The sequence below is a fragment of the Virgibacillus sp. 6R genome, from assembly GCF_001895305.1.
Taxonomy (GTDB): domain Bacteria; phylum Bacillota; class Bacilli; order Bacillales; family Amphibacillaceae; genus Virgibacillus; species Virgibacillus pantothenticus.
In genome coordinates, this window is record NZ_CP017762.1 from 2,766,911 (window position 1) to 2,789,106 (window position 22,196).

25 protein-coding genes and 1 pseudogene are annotated in these 22,196 nt (G+C 35.7%); 15 read left to right on the forward strand and 11 right to left on the reverse strand.

Features of this window, described 5'->3' with window-relative positions; translation table 11 throughout:
- Positions 1 to 107: 107 nt before the first annotated feature.
- The gene (locus BKP57_RS12590) at positions 108 to 998 is read left to right on the forward strand and encodes a hypothetical protein (protein ID WP_072741617.1); all 891 of its coding nucleotides are present in this window, start codon (positions 108 to 110) and stop codon (positions 996 to 998) included.
- A 558-nt stretch (positions 999 to 1,556) separates the two neighbouring features.
- Here BKP57_RS12590 and BKP57_RS12595 read toward each other — a convergent pair.
- Positions 1,557 to 1,832: a hypothetical protein gene (locus tag BKP57_RS12595; RefSeq protein WP_156875328.1), complete on the reverse strand. Its 276-nt coding sequence runs from the start codon at positions 1,830 to 1,832 to the stop codon at positions 1,557 to 1,559.
- A 382-nt stretch (positions 1,833 to 2,214) separates the two neighbouring features.
- On the opposite strand from BKP57_RS12595, the gene BKP57_RS12605 reads away from it, so the two are divergent.
- From BKP57_RS12605 to BKP57_RS12625, 5 genes are read left to right on the forward strand one after another with little or no spacing between them, the layout of a single operon-like run.
- On the forward strand, positions 2,215 to 3,858 hold the full coding sequence (locus BKP57_RS12605; protein WP_072741619.1) for an AAA family ATPase: 1,644 nt from the start codon (positions 2,215 to 2,217) through the stop codon (positions 3,856 to 3,858).
- A gap of 26 nt (positions 3,859 to 3,884) precedes the next feature.
- Positions 3,885 to 4,322 carry a hypothetical protein gene (locus BKP57_RS12610; RefSeq protein ID WP_072741620.1) on the forward strand — a complete coding sequence of 146 codons (438 nt, stop codon included), beginning with the start codon at positions 3,885 to 3,887 and terminating at the stop codon, positions 4,320 to 4,322.
- 22 nt (positions 4,323 to 4,344) lie between these two features.
- Complete coding sequence (locus BKP57_RS12615) at positions 4,345 to 4,560, forward strand: DUF2997 domain-containing protein (protein ID WP_050349745.1); 216 nt, start codon at positions 4,345 to 4,347, stop codon at positions 4,558 to 4,560.
- Between the two features lie 3 nt (positions 4,561 to 4,563).
- Positions 4,564 to 5,259: a helix-hairpin-helix domain-containing protein gene (locus BKP57_RS12620; RefSeq protein WP_072741621.1), complete on the forward strand. Its 696-nt coding sequence runs from the start codon at positions 4,564 to 4,566 to the stop codon at positions 5,257 to 5,259.
- Positions 5,259 to 5,879 carry a 4Fe-4S single cluster domain-containing protein gene (locus BKP57_RS12625; RefSeq protein ID WP_072741622.1) on the forward strand — a complete coding sequence of 207 codons (621 nt, stop codon included), beginning with the start codon at positions 5,259 to 5,261 and terminating at the stop codon, positions 5,877 to 5,879. The genes BKP57_RS12620 and BKP57_RS12625 overlap by 1 nt, the downstream gene beginning before the upstream one ends.
- 1,197 nt (positions 5,880 to 7,076) lie before the next feature.
- On the opposite strand, the gene BKP57_RS12630 is transcribed toward BKP57_RS12625, so the two are convergent.
- The 7 genes from BKP57_RS12630 to BKP57_RS23445 form a co-directional block, all read right to left on the reverse strand.
- Positions 7,077 to 7,793: a GntR family transcriptional regulator gene (locus BKP57_RS12630; protein WP_050349748.1), complete on the reverse strand. Its 717-nt coding sequence runs from the start codon at positions 7,791 to 7,793 to the stop codon at positions 7,077 to 7,079.
- 184 nt (positions 7,794 to 7,977) lie between these two features.
- On the reverse strand, positions 7,978 to 9,342 hold the full coding sequence (locus tag BKP57_RS12635; protein ID WP_072741623.1) for a hypothetical protein: 1,365 nt from the start codon (positions 9,340 to 9,342) through the stop codon (positions 7,978 to 7,980).
- 42 nt (positions 9,343 to 9,384) lie between these two features.
- The gene (locus BKP57_RS12640) at positions 9,385 to 10,737 is read right to left on the reverse strand and encodes a PTS ascorbate transporter subunit IIC (protein ID WP_050349750.1); all 1,353 of its coding nucleotides are present in this window, start codon (positions 10,735 to 10,737) and stop codon (positions 9,385 to 9,387) included.
- A gap of 69 nt (positions 10,738 to 10,806) precedes the next feature.
- The gene (locus BKP57_RS12645; RefSeq protein WP_050349751.1) at positions 10,807 to 11,085 is read right to left on the reverse strand and encodes a PTS sugar transporter subunit IIB; all 279 of its coding nucleotides are present in this window, start codon (positions 11,083 to 11,085) and stop codon (positions 10,807 to 10,809) included.
- A 14-nt stretch (positions 11,086 to 11,099) separates the two neighbouring features.
- A complete protein-coding gene (locus tag BKP57_RS12650) occupies positions 11,100 to 11,834 on the reverse strand; it encodes a sugar isomerase domain-containing protein (RefSeq protein WP_072741624.1) in 735 nt (244 codons plus the stop codon).
- 1 nt (position 11,835) lies between these two features.
- Positions 11,836 to 12,288, reverse strand: coding sequence for a PTS sugar transporter subunit IIA (locus BKP57_RS12655; protein ID WP_050349753.1), 453 nt, complete (start codon positions 12,286 to 12,288; stop codon positions 11,836 to 11,838).
- A 372-nt stretch (positions 12,289 to 12,660) separates the two neighbouring features.
- Positions 12,661 to 12,864, reverse strand: a complete 204-nt coding sequence (locus BKP57_RS23445) for an IS3 family transposase (protein WP_072741625.1) — start codon at positions 12,862 to 12,864, stop codon at positions 12,661 to 12,663.
- Positions 12,865 to 12,876: 12 nt separating this feature from the next.
- Here BKP57_RS23445 and BKP57_RS22890 point away from each other — a divergent pair, with 12 nt between their 5' ends.
- The 7 genes and pseudogenes from BKP57_RS22890 to BKP57_RS12685 all read left to right on the forward strand — a co-directional run bounded on the left by BKP57_RS22890 (position 12,877) and on the right by BKP57_RS12685 (position 17,370).
- On the forward strand, positions 12,877 to 13,212 hold the full coding sequence (locus tag BKP57_RS22890; RefSeq protein WP_232231158.1) for a hypothetical protein: 336 nt from the start codon (positions 12,877 to 12,879) through the stop codon (positions 13,210 to 13,212).
- Positions 13,205 to 13,651: a hypothetical protein gene (locus BKP57_RS22895; protein WP_232231160.1), complete on the forward strand. Its 447-nt coding sequence runs from the start codon at positions 13,205 to 13,207 to the stop codon at positions 13,649 to 13,651. Before BKP57_RS22890 ends, BKP57_RS22895 begins: the two co-directional genes overlap by 8 nt.
- 122 nt (positions 13,652 to 13,773) lie before the next feature.
- Positions 13,774 to 14,338 (forward strand): annotated as a pseudogene (locus tag BKP57_RS12670) (histidine phosphatase family protein).
- A 179-nt stretch (positions 14,339 to 14,517) separates the two neighbouring features.
- Positions 14,518 to 14,670, forward strand: a complete 153-nt coding sequence (locus BKP57_RS23320; RefSeq protein ID WP_309245804.1) for a histidine phosphatase family protein — start codon at positions 14,518 to 14,520, stop codon at positions 14,668 to 14,670.
- 14 nt (positions 14,671 to 14,684) lie between these two features.
- The gene (locus BKP57_RS12675; RefSeq protein WP_283776180.1) at positions 14,685 to 15,071 is read left to right on the forward strand and encodes a histidine phosphatase family protein; all 387 of its coding nucleotides are present in this window, start codon (positions 14,685 to 14,687) and stop codon (positions 15,069 to 15,071) included.
- A gap of 467 nt (positions 15,072 to 15,538) precedes the next feature.
- Entirely contained in the window at positions 15,539 to 16,381 is an 843-nt protein-coding gene (locus BKP57_RS12680) for a protein phosphatase 2C domain-containing protein (protein ID WP_072741626.1), read from the forward strand.
- 233 nt (positions 16,382 to 16,614) lie between these two features.
- On the forward strand, positions 16,615 to 17,370 hold the full coding sequence (locus tag BKP57_RS12685) for a class I SAM-dependent methyltransferase (RefSeq protein ID WP_072741627.1): 756 nt from the start codon (positions 16,615 to 16,617) through the stop codon (positions 17,368 to 17,370).
- 454 nt (positions 17,371 to 17,824) lie between these two features.
- Here the strand turns inward: BKP57_RS12685 and BKP57_RS12690 are convergent, their stop codons facing one another.
- The 3 genes from BKP57_RS12690 to BKP57_RS12700 form a co-directional block, all read right to left on the reverse strand.
- Positions 17,825 to 18,112, reverse strand: coding sequence for a hypothetical protein (locus tag BKP57_RS12690; protein WP_072741628.1), 288 nt, complete (start codon positions 18,110 to 18,112; stop codon positions 17,825 to 17,827).
- 160 nt (positions 18,113 to 18,272) lie between these two features.
- Complete coding sequence (locus tag BKP57_RS12695) at positions 18,273 to 18,779, reverse strand: methylated-DNA--[protein]-cysteine S-methyltransferase (protein WP_072741629.1); 507 nt, start codon at positions 18,777 to 18,779, stop codon at positions 18,273 to 18,275.
- A 62-nt stretch (positions 18,780 to 18,841) separates the two neighbouring features.
- Positions 18,842 to 19,411, reverse strand: a complete 570-nt coding sequence (locus BKP57_RS12700) for a bifunctional transcriptional activator/DNA repair enzyme AdaA (protein ID WP_050349758.1) — start codon at positions 19,409 to 19,411, stop codon at positions 18,842 to 18,844.
- A 134-nt stretch (positions 19,412 to 19,545) separates the two neighbouring features.
- On the opposite strand from BKP57_RS12700, the gene BKP57_RS12705 reads away from it, so the two are divergent.
- Together BKP57_RS12705 and BKP57_RS12715 are read left to right on the forward strand one after the other, a co-directional pair.
- The gene (locus BKP57_RS12705) at positions 19,546 to 20,454 is read left to right on the forward strand and encodes a DNA-3-methyladenine glycosylase family protein (RefSeq protein ID WP_050349759.1); all 909 of its coding nucleotides are present in this window, start codon (positions 19,546 to 19,548) and stop codon (positions 20,452 to 20,454) included.
- Positions 20,455 to 21,308: 854 nt separating this feature from the next.
- Positions 21,309 to 21,611 carry a DUF2087 domain-containing protein gene (locus BKP57_RS12715; RefSeq protein WP_050349761.1) on the forward strand — a complete coding sequence of 101 codons (303 nt, stop codon included), beginning with the start codon at positions 21,309 to 21,311 and terminating at the stop codon, positions 21,609 to 21,611.
- Positions 21,612 to 22,196: the final 585 nt, after the last annotated feature.

Here is a 22,196-nt window from a genome sequence, read left to right on the forward strand (position 1 = left end):
ATATGTACGTCTTTCCAAATAGTACAGGGGATAACAATTGCTTATTGCTTTCGTATAAGTTATTTATTTGAAAGCGATACATGTAGGTGAATGTTTAAAATGCTAGAATGGCAAATCAAAGGAGGGACGATCAAATTCATAGACTTATACCTTATATTTTCATAGCAGGAGTGACCTCTATTACTGCTGGCGGGACAATTATGTTGTCAGCAACATCGCTTTCCGCTTTAGAAGCGATTTGGCTTCAATTACATCATCTAGTTGATGTTCTGTTGATCATTGGTGTTGTTCTGATGGTTATAAGTTATGTTTGGGGAGTAATTTTTAAGAAAAACAACGATTTGAGCGAGGAGGTGGTTGATGAATCTTCCTACTTAAAAAGAAAACAAGTAGGATTAATGATGAGGAGACTGAAATATTGTATTGATAAAATTCCTGCTTGGTTGAATGTTCTATTTGTGGTATTGGCAGCATTTTTAGTAATTAAGTACTCCATACCATGGCTTTTAATGATAAGTATCTCATTATTAATAATTATCATTTATGAATTCTTTACAGTAATGAAATATGAAAAATCAACGAACGATGAGGAAGATGAGTTATATCCTGGAAATGAAAGCAGCGCAAAGTTTTTCAGGCGACAGGGGTTTGGGTGGTTGGATTATAGAAAACATCCATTCAGTCCTTCATTGTTACTGTTTATAGCAATCATTATCTATTATTATAAGATCAATCCGTTCGGGGTTATGCACGACTATGAGTCTGTTGATATAGCAAGCCGTTATGTCGTTTCTTTCCCACTGTTGGTACAAATGTTAGTACTTTTAATTTATTACCAAGCATTTGTCTATATTAGTCATAATTACAACTTTCTCGGATTTCATAAAATGCGTATATCGAATGATAAGGTCAGAAAATTACACTTTTTTGAACTCCCTATGTGTTGGCTTACGTTTTTAATATGGATATTTTCTATTGTACAATTTGTCCTGTTTTGAATTACTGTACTAAACCTCAAGAATTGCAGGTGAAAGGAGAACTTGTGGAGGATCACCTGCAAATTAAATATCTAATTTGGTCGGAAAAAATAGATTGATAGTTCACTTAGACAAAGATATGCAACCCGCAGCTTTCAGAGAGAGAAAGATTAAAAGTAAATATCCAAAAATGATTCATTATGATTAATACTTATTCTTTAAAGCGCAAAAAATATTGGCTTTAGAGGATTTTTTATGTTTTATTGGAGATGAGGGAGTCTTGATTGACGTTATTTGATTGTAAAATATTTTAAAGTAATATAAATAAATTAAGCGAATTGCTTGTTAGTAATAACTATTATGGTGTAAAACGGAAATGGAAATGGTTTTTTGTTACTAGCAAGTACTACAACAATTGTTGTTACGCTTTAATATACAACACTTGTGGCATGACCTACCTAGTCATTTTTTTGGTATGTGCCTGCAAATAAAATTTTTTCTGCCCGAATTTCACATATTAAATATAAGGTTTTGCTTAAAGAGGCAGTCATAATAGCCTTTGCCAGTTAGGTGCGTTAGTTAAAAAAACAGCAGGATATTTGGCTTGAAAAACATTCCCATCGGGGTTCCATATCTAGCTATAAAAGAGTGTTTGAAATATTGACATTGTTCATGGACATAGCCTTTGGATACGCTAGCACCAGTTAATGGTAAGGTATTAGTTAGAGTTATATTTTTTATCTTTTGAACTTTACCAGCGTGAAGATTTTCCATGCTGTTTATAAAATTTTCCATTTCTTGCCACAAACATGCTTGCTTAGTATGACCAAATAATTCAGCTTTCCTTTTTTCCACTCGTCAAGAATGGTTACTTTTAATAATTCGTTATCTCGATGTAAATCGCCGTCTATTTTAAAACCATTTGACTGCATTTCCAAGTTTTCTAGAGCCCTTTCCCACAAAACATACTGGTCTCAAGTAAATAAATTATATTCCTTTTCTGATAATCTTGCCCTTAACCTTGGAAACAACTGGTTTATTGCTTGTCTACTTTCAGAACCAAATTCAAAAAAATGTAGGAGCACAACTTTTAACCATGTATTCAGAATGTTCCGAAACTATTAATGTAAAACCAATTTTATAAATGCCCCTTAATAAATCTCCGCATTCATAGTCATTCCTTAGAAGTTCTAGTATAATAAAATGTAAAAAGAGATAGAATAACAGGGTGATAAAAATGGAGAAAAAACAAGTTCGGGAGCGGTTAATGGCCAATCTGTTTAAAGCACGTTTTCCTTTTCTCTACATATCTACATGGGAAGAAGAAAGGGTGCTTTCCCTCATATACTCGATGGCATCCAATCAGGAATTAATTAAAACGTCAAGAAAAGTTATTACGTGGAAAATTACGACTGGGATCGAAGAAGCGGGTGTAAAAGCAAAAGGAGATACAAAATCGGCGCTTAAAGCTTTAGAATTCGTTGAAAATTATCAAGAACCGGCTATTTTTGTGTTGCATGATTTCCATATTTATTTTGGAGGTGAAGGACGTACTCCAGACCATCAAATTATTCGTAAATTAAGAGATATTAGCCTGAGTTTGAAACGCAGCCCAAATCCAAAAAACGTTGTATTTCTTTCTCCCATATTAAGACTTCCGCATGATCTCGAGAAAGATATTACTATAGTTGATTTTGACTTGCCTAGTTTTAACGAAATCAAGCAAATTTTGGATGACCTCATTCAAGTTAATAAGCAAACTGGACGAATTGAAATTAAACTGACGGAAGAGGAAAAAGAAAAGCTTGTAAAAGCAGCACAGGGACTTACGTTATCTGAAGCCGAAAATGCTTTTGCGCGGGCAATGGTAGAAGATGGTCGACTTTCTATACATGATGTAGAAGTCATTTTAGAGGAAAAGGAACAAATCATCAAAAAGACGGAGATACTTGAATTTGTCAATAGCCGTTTGAATATGGATGACATTGGCGGATTAGAAAATTTAAAACGATGGCTGCGTAAAAGGAACAAGTCCTGGTTGGAGTCTGCCCAAAAATATGGTTTACCGGCTCCAAAAGGTGTGCTCATAACAGGGGTTCCTGGATGTGGAAAAAGTTTAATCAGCAAGGCGATTAGCGCAATGTGGCAACTTCCTTTACTGCGCCTGGACATTGGAAAGGTTTTTAGCGGAATAGTGGGAAGCAGTGAAGAGAATATGAGAAAAGCGATTCAAACGGCAGAAGCTATTTCCCCTTCCATTTTGTGGATTGATGAAATAGAAAAGGGATTTAGTGGAATGAATTCATCTGGCGATGGTGGGACAGCTAGTCGTATCTTTGGTCAATTCTTAACTTGGATGCAGGAAAAGGAAAAGCCAGTTTTCGTTATCGCGACAGCCAATAACATTTCTAGTCTACCTACCGAATTGCTTCGAAAAGGTAGATTTGATGAAATATTTTTTGTTGACTTGCCGACACATCGGGAGCGAGTAGAAATTTTCAGAGTTCATTTAAAGAGAAGATTAAAGGATCCGAACGTTGCTAGAGACTTTCAAATAAATGATGACAATTTACATTATCTTGCTGGATTGACAGAAGGATTTGTCGGTGCTGAGATTGAACAAGTAGTTATAAATGGATTGTTTGAAGCATTTTACGAAGAAAGAAGTGTTACACTTCTTGACTTTGAAAAGATATGCAAACAGTTTATCCCGCTTTCCGTTACCCAAGCTGAACAAATTAAGGGAATACGTGATTGGGCCAATGTTAGAGCCGTAGCTGCAACCCCACGTGAAGATCGAGAGGAGTATTCAGAAAGCGGCGAGGCAGAAGACATCAGTGATATTATAGCATCACGCGGTGGAAGGACGATCGACTTTTAATTTTGTTGAAAGGCGGTAAATGAATAGTGAGTATTGAACTAGTACTAATCCCAGTTGGAATTGCGCTGACACATGCAGCGGGTTCGTTACTGGAGAAAAAAAGCGGACATACATATTGCATACAAACTGTCATGAAAAGACAGCACTTGCTGCAAAAAGCATTGGCACAATATGGTTGTAGTGTTTATGAGCTCAATGAACAAAATTATCAAACAGAAGTAGGAGATATTAAAATCCTTTTTCAACAAAATGACAAGGGAATGTTTGAAGCGTTATTTGATGAAAGTGTAGAAAAAGAACATGCATTGGAGTTTATTGAAAACCTACATGCAGAATATAAGTATGTCATTCAACAGGAAACATACCAGAAACTGGTGCAACGGGCTGAGGAAAAAGGTTTGAAATTGGAATCGGAAGAAATTCAGCAGGATCGTTCCATTCTATTAACCTTTCATGTAAATTAAAGTTATTGGCAGGTGAGAAAATTTGAATGATAAAAAAATAAAAATAAAAATTACAGATGACTGCCAGATTTTTGCCAAAACGGTAGGTGTTAAGGGACAAGATTGCTTGGCGTATATCGAATTGCTTGAGCAACTTCTCGATGCTGAAACAGTGGATTCTAATTATACGGAAGAGTATTATCAAACAGAGATACAGTCGTTTCGCCAAAATAAACAGTTTTTAAAGGGAGGGGATTAGTAAATGGCCATTACCAGTAAGGGCAAAGGGTGGGAGTTGAGGAACTCAATTTGGATGCTTTGGGCGATCCTGACTTTAGGATTCTTTAATTATATTTCTTTTTATTATATTTATTTTCGAGTGAAACAGAGGAAATGGTTATTTGCTGCTCTAGTATATTCATTGATATTTATCACGTGGATAATTATCGCAGAAATTTATCCGGAAAAGCATTGGATGACAGATGTATCGTTTGCTATTTTTCTGTTGGGTTGGATTATTTCAATCGTTCATGTATTTAAGATACGGAAGGAGTATTTACTAAGGTTGGAAGTCAAGATAGCAAACGGTCAAAAGGAAATTCAATCGCTGAGGGAACAGATAAGACAAGAGTATGGAAGCACTGTCGAAGCTGGTTCCAAAGTAGCTCCTATCCCACAAGAAATTAAGGAACAGCCGGAAGATACGGTTAAAATGATTGATATTAATACTGCTACCGAAGATGAAGTCGCAGGAGTTCCAGGAATTGGTGCTTTGTTCGCTAAAAAAGTAATGGAAGCAAGAGAAAGGGAAGGGGGTTTTACGTCGTTTGAACATTTTGTACAGACACTCTCCATTAAACCACATTTGGCGGAGAAGATGAGACCTTTTCTCGTTTTTCCTGAAAAACCGAGTACCAGCTCTTTAAAAAAATCAGAGGGGAGAATTGTGGACTTCTAATGAAACTCGTTATTCATCGTTATTTGCCTTGTACAACAGTTGAAGGGCCGGGAAGAAGATTTTGCCTTTGGGTGCAGGGGTGTTCTATTCGCTGTGAAGGTTGCGGAGTGCCCTGGACATGGTCAAAGCAGAATGGAAATACAGTCACGGTTGAAGAGCTTTTTAGGGAAATTGAAAAAAGCAGAAAAGAAAATGATATAGAAGGTGTAACATTTCTTGGCGGTGAACCTTTTGACCAAGCGGAGGCTCTTGGAAAGCTTGCTGGCATGGTAAAGAATGGGGGATTGACGGTAATGTCATTTTCCGGTTATCTGTACGAAGATTTAAAGCATAGAGCGCAAGCAAGAGATCTGCTTGCCTGTACAGATTTATTGATAGATGGACCTTTCAAGAAGGATAAGCTTGATTTAAGCCGTCCATGGGTTGGCTCCTCCAATCAGCGGTTTCATTTTTTAACATCAGCCTACAAGTACTTAGAAAGTGAGCTTTCCAGTATTAGTAATAAAATTGAAATTCGCATTTCAAAAGACGGAACTGTTTCAGTTAACGGAATGGCAACGCAGGAAGCATTAAAAGAGTTATTTGATGTAAGTGAGTTTAAAAAAATCAAATCGATATAAAATTTAGAGGTTGTCTCAAAGGATATGGCTTATACTCTAGTTATTAGTTCACATTGCCCGAGATAAAATAATTGTAGAGTCTGGCTGCGCATTCTTTTGAGGCAGCTTTTTTATGTTGTAGCACGCTCTTTTAATGAATTTAAAGGATTGGACGCGCTATTTATAAGCCACCAGAGAAACACTCAACTGTAAAAACATTGTTTATACAGCCACAGTTTATGTTGCCATTTACGTGGAAAGAGTTACACCGTGCCTTTAAGGAAACCTAGTGGGCAAGGGGGTTTTTCGTCGTTTTCTCATTCGGAATTTTTTCTTAAGAGAAGAAAAGCCAATATAGTTGCTACCATCATAATTTTGTAATTATATGAATAATATTGGGAGTTCAATTTACCGCATTAACAAGATACGACACGTTCAGATAAATATTTTAATTATGATGGCTGTTCAATACGAGAGGTGATCAAAGGCACCTATGATATATATACGCCTGAACAGGAAAAAGATGGGGCGTATTAGTTACTAAAACACCATATGGAGTTTTCAATTCAATGGTAAGGAATTCATTATAGAAGGAGAGAAGTCTTACTCAGAGGAACACTACAGCGAGATATGGATACCGGTAAGTAAAGCTTCACTTAGTGGTGTTTTTCCCTCACTGATTATTAGATATAACAAAAATAGAATAGCTTGAAACACGAAGAAACTTCACTTTTTATTCAAGCTATTGATGAATATTGCTGAACGTATAAACCATGCTTAGGTTAGAAGGAGAAGTCATCGCCTGATGATTTTCCCCCACTATTTCCTTTTTTAGAGTTATAGGGAGAAGTGAAAGAAAGCTAACCAGTTTCTAAGATCTCGAATCCCAATTAAAAACCGTGCTTCTTCACTTTCAAACATAATGAGTCAATCCTTTGCTTTTTGCATAGCTAGAAAAAGCCCTCCAAATAAAGGGGAAAGAGAGTTGCCCGATAATGTAGAATTAATTGCTTGTTTGCCGAAAAGACGGCAACAGAATTATTTAGCATGACAACGCTGAATGGTATTATTTATTTGTTTAGAAAATAAATTCTTATGAATAACCGGTAATATTAATCCCAAAAAAAGGAGAGGTGTTTACAGTTTTCAACAGTAGTACCAAACTTTTACAATAGCTTATACCTAGGAGAGATAAGGAACTGGTTTCAATCGAATATTCTAGGTTAGCTCTACGATATATTCAAATTTGTCTCCCCGTGATACACTAATTGTATAACCAATCAATTGTTCATTATGATATGCAAGACGTTTAATTAGCATAGCAGGACGACCAGGAGGTAGCTGCAAATAGTTTGCTTCTTCATCTCTTAAAGTAGTTGCAGAAAAGCTTTCAATAGCTCTTGTTACACCTAACCCATAGTCTTCATAAAAAATTTTATACATGGATCGATTATATAAGGTAGTTTTTGTTAAATCAGGAAATAAACGCTTGGGTAAGAAGGTTGTCTCATATATCAAAGGTTCATCATCAGCAAGCTGTAACCGAATAACTTTGTAAACTTCCTCAAAAGAGGGGATATTTATTTTCTTTGCCAACCGCTCATCTGCTATCAAACTATCAAATTTTATAATCTTTGTAGATGGATTTCTCCCTTTTTTCTTCATTTCCTCTGTGAAATTATATAGCTTTACCAACTTCTGATCATAAGGTCTGGAAGAAATAAACGCTCCTGCCCCTTGTATCCTATATATGTACCCTTCTCTTTCAAGCTCATGCAAGGCTTGTCGAACTGTAATTCGGCTTACATCATAAATTTTACACAATTCTCTCTCAGGAGGGAGTTTTTCACCTTCTAATATAAACTTTTTTTCAATCATACTAATTAATTTCTCCATTAATTGTAAATATAATGGAATCTTACTTGTCTTATCCATAGTTTTTAAATCTTCCTTTATAATTTATAGGTATATTTTCATTTCATATAAGAAGTATAACTTAGAAATTAGAAATAACCAATCAATGCTCATGAAACAGTTAAAAAGCAATGTTAGTAATTAAAAAATATGTGCAAAAGCCAAGTATAGTTGACTTTTGCACGGTTAAAAGCTTTAAATTCCTCTATGATTTTTTGGGGACATATAGCTTAATATCATCAATTATTGCTGAGCCTTCATAATAATTGATATGGGGTATACCAATGATAAAATAATCCGGGTATGCTGAATCATCAGGCCATTGTTCTACTGAATAGCTACCATATGGCCCAGTAAAGGTAAGAGTAGAGTTGAATTTTCCATCATATTGTTCTGGTGTATTATTGTAGTGCCAAATCGGTCTTCCATTTTCAATAAAGTCTCTTTCGTAACGTAAAGTTTTTTGTCTGATATATTTAAAATTACCCGTCATTTCCATTACATAGCCAGTTTTACTTCTTTCTATGGCAAAAGTGTACGTTTCCTCAGGCATTAGTTCTGGCTGTATTTCAGCATTTGAAATGATAGAGTAGGTTGTATCTTGATCAGAAAATGAGCCACATTCTGTTTCAAACATAAATGAATTATATCCAATGGATTCATCTCTAAACGTATCTCCAGCAAAAAAGATACCATTAATAGCATTGTTTGAACTTTTTTCACTTGTTTGACTGTATAATTCACCTGTAGAAGGGTCACATACACCATAAGCCTTTGCCCAAGGGCCGCTAACATTATATGCATCCATACCTAATTTTCGGTGGTTGTGAATGAACACATTATTATGAGGAGCGGGGTTTTCATAATCCATAATGGATAGAAAGTAATATCCATTTTCCTTGGTCACGTCACCAAAATTAGGATTGTTATGAGATGCATCGCCGGAGAAATCACCACTACGTTTCCATGGGAAATTAGACTTTCGTTTCTCTAGTGTATACCCGTTATGTTTATCATCATAATCAAAGGTGCCGTTTCTTTGCCCCCCAAAATCAATATTTCTTAGTTTATATTCTATTCGGTACTCTGAAGGCAAAGCATCAGTAGATCGAATAATTAGGCCTGAATCAAAGCTGGTTGATAACTCAGCTGAATGATTCCCTCTATTTAATTTCACATTCTTTAAAGACGCATTTGTATCCGGAGTTCCGTCCTTATCGTAGTCTCTTGCAGCAACTTCGGCAGTTAGCCAACCGTCTTTGCCGAAATTTACTCGTTTTCTTAACAGATGAAAACTATTCAGTTGCTTTTCAAACTCAGTTCCACCTTTAACTTTAAAAAATTCCCCGTCATCATCAAGATGATCTACATTCCACGGACTTGTTTCGCCATAGTTATCCATTACCCACGGTGCTTCATCGACAGGTAGTTTTTGATTGAACTTTTCATGATATTGCAACTTCCAGCCTCTATTATTATCCGTTTCCGTCTTTTTGGCAGCAACAACATTAGTTTGACCAAGCAATAATGCAATACTTAGCAGAAGTACACATGTCGTTCTCTTTTTCATTTAACTTACCTCCTTTTTTAACCGTAACATGGTAAATGGTATTCATGATTCTAAAGATGTTTTCTTCTTATAAAACATACTTAGTAGAATAAAAGCTGCTAGCAAGGCAATAAAACCGATAATTGGAATATCTAAAGTGAAGAAAAGTTTAATTAAAGCCAATACGATTATTCCATCTGGTACTAAGAAAGCAAGCCCTTCTACACCATATACTTCTAAACCGAACAAAGGATAGAATAGAGCTACTGGAACGGTTAATATAATTCCATAAGTCAATCCTGAAATCATTGCTCCGCGTCTTCCACCCATCGCATTTCCGAATATTCCCGCAATTCCTCCTGTAAAGAACCCGCCAATAATAGATGGTAAGGGTACAATGGTGCCAAACAATGTAGAAACAAGCATTCCTACGATCATACCAATGATAGAGAAGAGAAAACCAAGCATAAGCGCATTAGGTGCGTATGGGAAAAATATCGGTACATCCAATGCAGGTTTTGCGCCAGGGACAATTTTTAAGGCTATTCCACGAAACGCCGGAACAATTTCACCAAGAAACATCCTTACTCCTTGAAGCAAGACAAGAACTCCTGCTGCGAATCCCAAGGCATTAAGTGTGCTGAAAACTAAATAGTTTTGTCCATCGGATAGTGGGTTTACTACCTCAGGTCCAGCAAAAAGTGCCGTAATGATATATATGATAAACATGATTAATGAGACCGATACAGCTGTGTCTTTGAAGAAGCTTAACTTTTCAGGCATTTTAATTTTTTCGCTGTCCTGTTCTTTGTTTCCAAACACTTTGCCTACCCACGCAGAAGCAACTACACCAGTAGTAGTTAAATGTCCATAAGCCACTTTGTCATTTCCGGTTATTTTTCGCACAATTGGCTGAGATATTGCTGGTAATAATACTAGCACTATGCCATGAATGATAGAACCGAAAATGATTCCATAAGTTTCTGATACTCCTAAGTCGTGAAAAGCCCATGCAAGAGCCCCTGCTAGTATCCACATCATATGACCAGTTAAGAATATATACTTAAATGGTGTTAATCGAGCTAGTACGATATTTGTTAAAAATCCGAATAGCAATATAAAAGATGTCATTCTGCCAATGGCAGCAACAGAGTCAACCAAAGCTGCAATAACAGCCTCATCTACGGGAACTACACCTGTTAACTGAAATGCTTCCTCAAACATTGTAGCAAAAGGCGATAAGTTGGTAACAATTAGGGAGGAACCAGCACCTAGAATTAATATCCCTAGTATCGTCTTAATTGTTCCTTTAACTACATCTGTAACCTCTTTTTTTTGTAATAAAAGACCTAATAACGCAACTAACCCTAGTGTAATTGCGGGGACAGTAAGGATTTCCGCAATCGCTTTCAACATAATTGAAACCTCCCTTTAGATAATGGGTGATAGGAGCACTTGAGGTTTCCCAAGTGCTTGGCAAACAATTTATTCATGGATCTTTTGTAAATAATCATGCAGTTTTTGTTCCACCTCATCAGCATCCGTAAGATTATGAATAAATATTTTACTTACTTCTACTGCTTCTAAAGCAGATTCTAAATCTGCTGAAGCCATAATTAAATCTGCATTTCTTCCCTTGGCTGACCCCGCATCCAATGCACTTACTTCTGCTTTGATGCCTTCTTTTTCCAAAATATCGTCTACCATCATTTTTAGCATTAAACTTGTTCCAAAGCCCATTCCGCATACCGTAATAATTTCCATAATATACCTCCTGATTATAAGCAAGTTATTCTATTGCGATATTTCTCTATAAAACGTTTATTGATCTGGTCTCCTTTGTCAAGGTTTGAACTAACATATATTGGTGGTTCTACTCCGTCTTTTGCTAGGTTCTCAATAACTTGTACCACTATAGATTGTAAAATAGTAAATCCGATAATGGAGGAAGTGGAGCCGAATTTAGATTTTAAACCTGGGGTTTCCATAATTGCATCTCCTGGTTCTCCATGATTATCAAGTACGATATCGGCTAATTGATATAATTTTTCTCCATTTTTATATCTTGATTCTACTTCTTTAGAAAAAGATAGAGATGTAAGCGCAATAATCTGTAAACCTTTCTTCTTAGCCTCAATAGCCATTTCAATTGGTACAGCATTTCTCCCTGACGTAGAAACAATTAACATGACATCCTGCTGTTGAACATTTTCGCCATCCAGTATTACTTTTGCAAGCCCCCCCTGTCTTTCTGAAAATGTACTTAATGGGGCAGAAGGTGCTAAAGATAATGGCGGTGATAGGATTGCATTTACAGGTACGAGTCCTCCTGCTCTATAGAACAATTCCATAGCATACATTTGCGAGTGTCCACAACCAAATACATGAAGTACACCGTCATTTTTAATGGATTCTTTAATAATATTTGCCGCTTGGATTATATTTTCGTCTTCTTCTTCGACAACTTGATGTAAGAGGTTAGTAATGTTCGTAAAGAAATCTTTGTATAGCATATTATTCCTCCAATTTGTAATTAATCAATTTTATTACCTGCTCCACACTTTGTGCTTTTCTAATAGATTCAAGCAGGTTATTATCCTGTAATACTTTCATTAAACCGGCCATTAATTGTAAATGTGAATCATGATCAATGGCACCTAGTGCAAATATTAAATCGACGGGGTCTTTATCACCAGCTCCAAATTCAACAGGGGTTTGCAGTGTCAGCATGCTTAAGCAAATTTCATAAACATTAGACTCTGGTCGAGCATGAAATAAAGCAATACCTGGTGCGATTACAATGTAAGGGCCAAATTCATGGACTGATTGAACCATACTCTCGATATACTCTTCATTAATTGATTTATTTTTTAGTAATAAATCCCCCGCTTTTCTGGCAGCATCCTCCCAATTTTTAGCGTTTACATTTAGTCGTATTGTACTTGCATTTAAGGCTGTGCTTATCATGACTTACCTCTCTTTCAATCCAAGTATTAATATGGTTGATTTTAAATAAAGTAAGCGATTTCAATTATTGGTTATGTTGTCATAACCAATTTGGTGTTGGTCATTTTTTATTTTTCGCATTACGCTCCTTTCTAAATAAGGCATAGTGTTTATTTTTTACTCTACTCCATAAATAAAGTGAAACTTGATGAATTGGTTATAACCAATTTAAATATATTTTAATTGAAAAAAAACGATTTGTAAAGCGTTTTCAATATTTTTTTAAATATAAAACTAATATATACATCAAAATGAGTTAACACATCTCATATAATAAGATAGAGTTGTTTATATATTTATTTTAATTCATTTACAGTGTGTATACTTGGTGTGTCACACTAAATTGGACAAAAAATTATAGGGCTGTTGTTTGCATTCCACTGGGGTTAAATAACCTAGCGTTTCGTGAATCATGTTATTAAACCATTGAACATAATCATCAAGTTCAAGAGCGAGTTGTTCAAGGCATGGACGTATAGAAGGGGTGATATATTGCAAAAAGTTAAAAATATTGGTCGATTTTGCACAACGGACCATGAATGATATTTATTGAATGAATCAAGTTTAACAAAGGTGCAACCAGCGTTTTTAAAAATAATAGAAAAAGTGACAGCTTATTATAAATTTAATTTGGGGGAAAATCTGCATAGCGTATATATTCGAGGTTCAGTCCCTCGTGGGTTAGCTATTTATGGTGTCTCTTACTTAGATACAATAGCTATTACAACGAAAGATACGGATGAACTAAATTTACAGTGGGTAAATAGAACAGGACAAGAATTAACCAAAGAATTTCATTGTGTGAGCGGAATAGAATTTAGCTTCTACTATACGAAAAGAAGTATTGGAAACATCCACGTTTTCCATGATCCCTTTTATGCTTAAAACTCAAAGCATATGTGTATATGGAGAGGATTTAAGCAGTTATTTACCCAATTATAAAACAGATAAAACACTTGGAAACGAACATCTTGTAAATTTAGAGGACCAAATTAAACAAGCCAAAGACCTTAAAGATAATATAGATGTTGCAGATATTTTGGATTGCTGTGGATGGATTATGAAAATAATTGTTAGAGCAGGACTTGCACTTGTGATAGAGAAAGAAAACAAATATACAAGAGATTTATTTCCAGCATATAAACTATTCTCCACATATTATCCAGAAAAAGAGCTTCCGATGAAACAAGCACTTGCATATGCTATTGATCCAGTAGAAAATGCAAATGAAATAGTTGATTTTTTAGATGACATGGGAGCATGGATGATAAGAGAAGCTGAAAAATGGCTAAAGCCCATAATCCAAAAAGGCAACGAAATTTAGCAATATAGGGTAATGTATAATAGCTAATAGAAAGATAGAGAATCACCAAATTAAATGATACAAGCAAAAGAGTAAATTAGAAAATCCTATGAGGAAAGGCCTGAAAAATAGGGGGGATAAAATTGCTTACTAATTTATACTTAGTTAGACATGCGCATTCTGTTTATTCACCAGATGAAATAGGTAGACCGTTATCTGAAAGAGGCTTTATGGATGCGAAAACTGTTACGGAGTTGCTGAAAAGAGAAAGTATTGATGATGTTTATGCCAGTCCTTACAAGCGGGCGATTGAAACAGTTGAAGGAACTGCTAAGTATATAGGTAAAGAGATTAAAGTAGTAGAAGCATTTAAAGAACGGACTTTGGCGGGAAAACCAGTTGAAGATTTTACAGCCGCAATTACAAAAGTGTGGCAAGATGAGGATTTTGCATGGCAGGGGGGGAGAGTCGAATAAGACTGCTCAGAAAAGGGCAACCGATTCTCTTTTGCAGGTATTAGATAGGAATAAAGGAAAGAATCTAGTCATTGGTACACATGGAAATATTATGGTATTAATGATGAACTATTTCGATAATCGTTACGGATTTGATTTTTGGAAGTGTCTTGAAATGCCAGATATATATAAATTATCGTTTGAAGAAAATAAACTTATGGAAGTAGAGCGAATATGGGAAGTTAGCGACTGACTTTTGATAAAGACAAATTCCGTTGTGCAAATAGTGGAAGTATAATGTTGCAGTTTTTGGAATTTTAAACAAATATAATAGCTTGATAAAATACACAACGAGCAAATGATGAAAAAAACTACGGCAAAAAATGTATGAGAACAAACGGTATACCATTAAAAAAGAATAGAGGGGATAGGATGAATAAAACTATCTATATTATTAGGCATTGTGAAGCGGAAGGGCAAGCTGCTGATGCGTCACTTACGGAAAGAGGATGGATACTGGCGAAAGAATTATCTGATTTTTTATCAAAACGAAAGGTTGATGGATTATTTCGAGTCCATTTCTAAGGGCGATTCAATCTATAAAGCCATTTGCAGACAATAAGAATTTAGAAATTGAACGGGAAGATCGTTTAATGGAACGAGTACTTAGTTCTACCTTTTTCCCGGATTGGCTGGATAAACTAAAACCGACCTATTATGATCTTGATTTAAAGTATGAAGGTGGGGAATCTAGTAATGAAGCAATGGACCGTGTTGTATCGGTAGTGGAGAATATTATAGAAAGTAATGCTACACATACTGTTATTGTAGCGCATGGAGGAATTATCTCTTTATTACTGCATTACTATGACCAAAGTTTTGGGTTTGAGCAATGGAAAGGTTTAAGCAATCCTGACGTTTATGAATTAAACATTTCAGATCAGGCTGTTAGTTATATACGTTTGTGGGATAATGGAAGTAAATAGTCCAGCATATCCTAGTTAGCTAAAAAACTACCATACATTTTTTAGCTTTTACACTATATTTATTCCAAATATAAGGTACTGTAAGACTCCCGCTTCAGGAATTGGAAGATGTGTGCTGGACAAGTCTAAGTGGAGATAACAGTACCTGAATTATAGTGGTTGTACACTAAGTCAGAATAACATACCAAAGCTTAAAACATTTGCACACAATGGGTGTTCCGTAAGAACAATAAAGTTTATAAAAAAAAGAATAAAACGTTGTCTTAAATTAACTTGAATAAGCAGACCATATGTCATGTGAAACAACATTTCCGTTTCAGCTTAAACGATTAAAAAAGTGTTGCAATTCATTGCTGTACTCAACGGAGCAGAAGGTTTAAGAAGTTGTTTTGATGAAAAGAAACAAGAGCTGGCAGAAAATCGCATAGCAAGTAGTTGTAAATACGTTTTAAAAGGGAGATATTATAATGAAAATAGAAACAGTGACTTGTAAAGGTGTGGGTAAACTGAATGAAGATTCGGTTATTATCAATGATGATATTTCGATCTATGGGGTCGCTGATGGAGTATCTTCTATCGTACCTTTTACTAATCAAGAAAACGAAACTGGCGGTTATATTGCCTCTAACCTAGTCAAAAATTATTATCAAACGCTTCATCGTTCCAGCAGTTTTCTGGATGATTTTGCAAAGATAAACACGCAACTGCAGAATAAAATGAACGAATATAATGTTGACACATTGAAAAAAGAACAATTATGGGGAACTGCATTAGCTTTGGTTAAAATTTCTCCATATGGAATAGACTTTATCCAAACAGGCGATTGTATGATTTTTGCTGTCTATGAAGACAATGCAGTAAGGACGTTAACTCGAGCGCAAACAGCACCTTTAGAAAAGGCTGTTATAAATAGATGGAAAGAGCTTATTGATAAAGGAGTAACCAAGCAAGTAGAATTGATGAAGGATGTCAAAGAAATTCTTATTACTAATAGACAAAAAAGCAATACTCCTGCTGGATACGGCGTGTTAAATGGAGAAGATGACGCTGTGAAATTTACTGAGTTTGGAAAAATAAATAAAAACGGGTTAAAGCATATCGTGATGATGACAGATGGACTCTTTCTCCCAAAAGAATTGGTTCCTGAACATGAGCATTACTGGGAGGTCATGGTTAACAAGATCCTTTCTAAAGGACTACAAGCATATGCAGATGATTTAATCGAGCTAGAGTCGTCTGATCCGGAATGTGTCAGGTACCCAAGGTTTAAAATGTCAGATGATAAAGCGGGGATATGGATCACGTTTTAACAGCGGATATAATACATAAAGCGAATGATTTAGCAAAGAACGCTTGGTTAGGTTTATGTATAAAGATGAACCTATCATTCCTCGACTAATGAGAATTAAAACAAGTAAGCATATCCTCTTTTTTGAAGCTGTTGATTATACCCCAAGCAATGCTTCAGTACATAATTAAGTATTTTGCAGGGAAAGAGTTACCGGTATATTTAGGTGATATTAATTAGGGAGGAAAAAGTGTATTGAAAAAGAATATTGATACGGAAGAAGCAATGATTAGATGGGATAGCTTTGCCGAATCGTACGCAGCAAACCATTCCGATCAAGGAGATGCGCATAAAGAAGTATTATTAAATCCAACGTTATTTTCTTTAATGGGAACAGTTGAGCATAAAAAGGTATTAGATGCTGGATGTGGTGAAGGATATTTCAGTAGGATGTTAGCAAAATCAGACGCAATCGTAACAGCCGTAGACTACTCCCAAAAAATGATAGAATTAGCGAAACATAGAACACCAGATGAATTTTCTATTAAGTATTATCAAGGTAATTGCGAGGATTTACATTTCTTAGTAGATTCTAGATTTGATATCATTGTATCTAACATGGTTATGCAAGACCTGGAAAATGTTGAAAAGGCGTTTCGGGAAATGTATCGGTTATTAGTCGATGGAGGTACTTTTGTTTTCTCCATATTACATCCATGTTTTGTCACGCCAGAAAGTGGGTGGGTGAAGGATGACTATGGAAACAAATTACACTGGAAGGTCGATCAATATTTTTATGAAGGGGTATATGAGCAAAGATTTGGCGATGAGGAGAAAGTTCTGCTATTCCACCGGACTTTGACAACTTATATCAATACTTTACTGACGATTGGTTTTAGGTTGGAAAAAATAATGGAACCGAAGCCAACTCAAGCGATGTTAAAAAAATATCCTTCCTTTGAAGAAGATTTCCGTTGCGCTGATTTTGTTGTATTTAAATTAAAAAAGTAAATAAATACTCCCTTTTATAGCAAGTAAGTCGATTGCAGTTTTTTAGTCCTATAAAGGGAGTTTTATCCCGATATAAGGTGCTGTAAGTCCACTTTAAGGAGTTGAATAATCTGTACTGCAACAAGTCTAAGTAAGAGGTAACAGCCACTAAATGTCCTATTACGTAAGCAGCCTTTAGGTCACCTTGATAGCTACACTTCCATGGGGGATGAAAGAAAACCTCCACGGATGGAAGTTTTTTTAGAAGATAAGCAAGTATAAAATGAGGCGCTTCTGGAAAAGGAAATAACCGAATAGCCACGTCCGGCGCAAGCGCCAGCAACGATGCGACTTTAGAAATGCGCCCTACGATAAGTCATCATCGGTTCGTTACCTCACCGTGATTCCTTTATCTTTAGTTGATTCGTTCCATTCGCTACGTTGCTAAACGGGCGCTTGTGCCTTTGTTCTGCAATTAGACACGATCTAACTCTTTAAGTAAAGCTTTGTGCAATCTATTTTGACATTTGATCATATAGGCCTGTTTATGGAGTTTATCACTTTTAAATTTTCCAATAACCTGACGTACATGTTTATTGGATACGATAAGTTTTTGGTATTGTTCATCGTGAAGATAATTTTGAAACCAGGATTGCCTCCTCAAAATTTTAATGTTATTGCAAATATCTTCTTCATCGACCTTTAAAAAGGGAATGTAAACTGCAATGTTTAACAGATCTAGAAAAATCCATACATTCGCCATGATTTATCACTCCTCGTATAAAGTTTACTACCAATAAATACGTCTTAAACAACAAAATGGTTTCATATAAAAGAGCATACCTTTATAATTTCCCAGTTATATTCTATACTCAAGCTGAAATCAATTTTTTCCTTGAAGAAAGAAATACAAGCTTCCGTTTTTATGTTTCTTTAGCTTTTTCAAATAATAACAGTCTCTCTTTCATATCTAGGCCACCACGAAACCCTGTTAGTGCTCCGTTTTTTCCAATGACCCGGTGGCACGGAACGATAATGAAAATTGGGTTTGCTCCAATGGCTGCTCCGACAGCACGTACAGCCTGTGTCTTTTCTATAGATTCTGCAATGTCAGAATATGTGACCGTTTGTCCAAACGGTATTTGTTGCAATGCTTGCCATACCTTTTGTTGAAAAGCTGTTCCGTAAAGGTCAACATCTAATTCGAATTTCTGCCTTTTCCCTTCCAAGTATTCTTGTAGCTCCAACATATATGGGTTCAACACGTTTTCGTTTTCCTTAATTTCTTCGTTTGGCAATTGCTTGTGCAAAAATACTTCCATTTCATTTACTGCTAAGTGATGCGGGCCTAGGTAGCACAATCCTTTCTCAGTTGCAGCTGCATAAAATTTCCATGTTTGATGTTGAAATGTTGTCCAATAAATGGTCACTGTTCACTCGCCTCCTGCATAATTTTTGTAATACCAATCGTTTGCAAAATCCCATTAGAAGGTTATTTTTCCGTTTGCTGTATCTGAAAGGCTAATCGGAATTGTTTGGGAGTTTTCCCGGTATATTGTTTAAATAAAGTAATGAAATAAGAAGTATTCGGTAATCCCACTTTTACACCTATATCAGCAATGGATTGGTTGGTTTGCATTAATTTCTGTTTTGCGTGATGAATTCGTACACGCTGTATATAGTCAGCCGGTGACATGTTCATGATTCGTTTAAACGTTCTTTGTAAATAATAAGGGCTACCATGACAATGTTCCGCTAGCAGAGCTAAAGTCAATGGTTCGTGGTAATGCGTATCAATAACTGCTTTTATTTGAAGCACCCATTCCTCATCTGGCATTCGTTGTTCGCATGGCTTGCAACGTTTACAAGGACGAAATCCTTCTGCCAACGCCTGCTGGGCATTTTGAAAGATACGTACATATTCCCTTTTAGGATTTGGTGATTTACAAGAAGGACGACAGAAAATACCTGTTGTACGAACACCGTATAAAAAGACAACATCGAAAGAAGCGTCATTTGTTATAATAGCTTGCCATTGTTCTTCTGTTATGGAACTTGTCATCGTGTCACCTCACTTATTCATTTTATTATAACGGTTTTAATTAAATAGATGAACGGTTTAGTAACATCGTCGCAAGATAGTGAAACTTTTAGAAGAGTAAATATGATACAACTAGATTAGAAGGAGGCAAGATAATGGAGATGGAAAATGTTTGGAAAGTTGCGGTTCCTGAAGGCTTTCGGTTTCAAGAAAATATACGTTATTTAGCAAATGCAAATCATGAATGCATGTATCAAGTAATAAACAATCAAGTATTGAAAGCAATCAACGTGGATAAAACTGTTTTCTTAATTGAATTGAGTGAAGCAAAATGTGGGGAATTGCTAGTTCGAGTCGTGAAAAGTTCCCATTCTTTTTCTGAAGCAAATCGTAGCAAAATTACTGCCTATGTACGTGATTGGTTCGATTTAGATACAGATTTAGCTGATTTCTATCAAATGGCTGAAAATGATATTTTTTTACAAACGCTTGTTCATACTTTTTATGGGCTACGCTTGATAGGAATTCCGAATTTCTTCGAAGCAATTAGTTGGGCAATTATTGGACAACAAATTAATCTTTTCTTTGCTTATAAATTGAAAAGGAGATTGGTTGAACGGTTTGGACAATCGATCCGTTGGAATGGAGGAGATTATTGGCTTTTTCCCACTCCAGATGTTATTGCAAATGTACCGGTTTCAGAATTGACATCGTTACAGCTATCGAAAAGAAAAAGTGAATATTTAATAGATATTGCCCGTTCAATAATTGATGGCGCATTGTCTAAAGAAAAGTTACTTGCTGCAGATGGCTTAGAGGAAGCAGAAAAAATACTGACACGTCATAGAGGAATTGGTTCATGGACAGCGCACTATGTGTTGATGCGTTGTTTTCGTTTTCCTAATGCATTTCCAATTGCAGACGCGGGTTTACAAAATGCGATTAAACAGTTAGCTAGATTGGAAAAAAAGCCATCCAAAGAATATATGTTGCAATTAGGTTCTGGTTGGGAAAATTGGCAAGGCTATGCTACGTTTTATTTATGGAGAACGCTCTATCAGTAATATTCTGGAAAGCAAAGTAATAGGATCGGGCGAGCTTATTTATAGCTTACTTATGAGAGGAGTAATATTGGAAAATGATTGAAAAACATCTTTAAATCATAGATGCTGGATAGCAAGATAACAATTTACACATGAGGATTTTCCAGGGTTGATTTCGTATCATCCACTGCTTCTTAATAATCTAGCAACTGAGATATTGCAATCGTTGGACGGTACTTTTACATCATTTAAGAGGAGATAATTTCATGGTAATTGCAGCATATATTTTAGGTGTAATCACACTATTCATGTTAGCATTCATCATCGTAATTCATTCCCTTTTCAGGAAAGCCTCCTATAACCACGGACAACAAAGAGATGCTTTGATTCTACTTGGCTCCCCGCAAAAAAAGATGGGGATCTGTCACCAATTTTACGCGAACGAGTAAATAAGGCTCTCAACTATACCATCAGGGTGTTTGCAGAACTATCATTTGTTCTGGTGCTGCAGTTTATAACGACTATAATGAACGGAAAATATGGCGGCACGCTTAATAGACTTTGGTGTACCTCATTCCAGTATCCTTTTTGAAAAGCAATCCCAAAATTTGGTTCATTCCAAAGAATTAATGCGCAAAATACCCCCTACAACAGCGGTTATTGTTCTTCGCCTTGACATTTGCGGAAAGCTAGTTTCTATGCCTCTAAACTGGGTATTGAACATACAGTAGATAAATCACGAATCCCAAAGAGTATGTACTCATTAGTATGTTATATATTTTTATATTGACACAAAGTTGTTATTTTACCATCTGCGTTATCAAAGCCAGTGGAATAAAAAATAATTAATACGTTTTTATATGGAGGGGAAATAGTTGAGCAAACAATACGAAATCACGGAAGAGGAAAAGAAAAAAGTATTAGATACATACTTTAAACAAGGTATCGATGGTAGATTAGATATCTTTCCAAGTAAGGAAAAAAGAAAGCTTATTGTACTGCAGAATATTCTAAGGCATTTTAAACCAAATACCGTTTACTCCGAAAAGGAAGTTAACGAGATATTAAAGGCTATATACAGTGATTTTGCAATTCTTAGAAGATGCTTTATTGACTATGGGTATATGGAGCGTAGCAGGGATTGTACCAAATACTGGGTGAAACAAACTCTTTTATAGCAGCCATGTATTGTAGCCATTATAACTAGATTGAAGGTGATGAAATGGAACATTGGAATTTGGTTGAAAATCCAGCTGGAGAAATATATCAGCAATTATAAGAATGCTCTGTGAGTATTCAGATAAAAGTTCTATTTTGTGACTAGAAAAGAACTAAAGTACAATCAAAAGGTGTTCGAAAAATGTAGACCTTATTTAATTGAAACTTACCAGGCGAAGGTATGGGCTTTTACGATAACGTAAGGACCAGCTGCCAACGATTTATGAAGTTGAAGCTAATTACGATACATGTAACATTTTACAACAATCGGCAAATGCACTTTATGATTGGGTAGCTCCAAATTTGCCAGAAGACTTAACCTTTATTAAGAATAATATTGCGTGGTTTTCTTGTACCAGTCATGAAGAAGTACCTTTTCTATATGTTCAGAGTACTATCGGCATTTAATTCACCAAATACCGGGTTTAAGCATCGAAAGAGAAGAAGGGCAGCCATTCATTTGGATTCGCATAGGAATATGTAACTGGTGTGACAAATAGTAAGTAAAATTTTAAGCGAGGGTAGCAAAATGAACCAAATCCAAT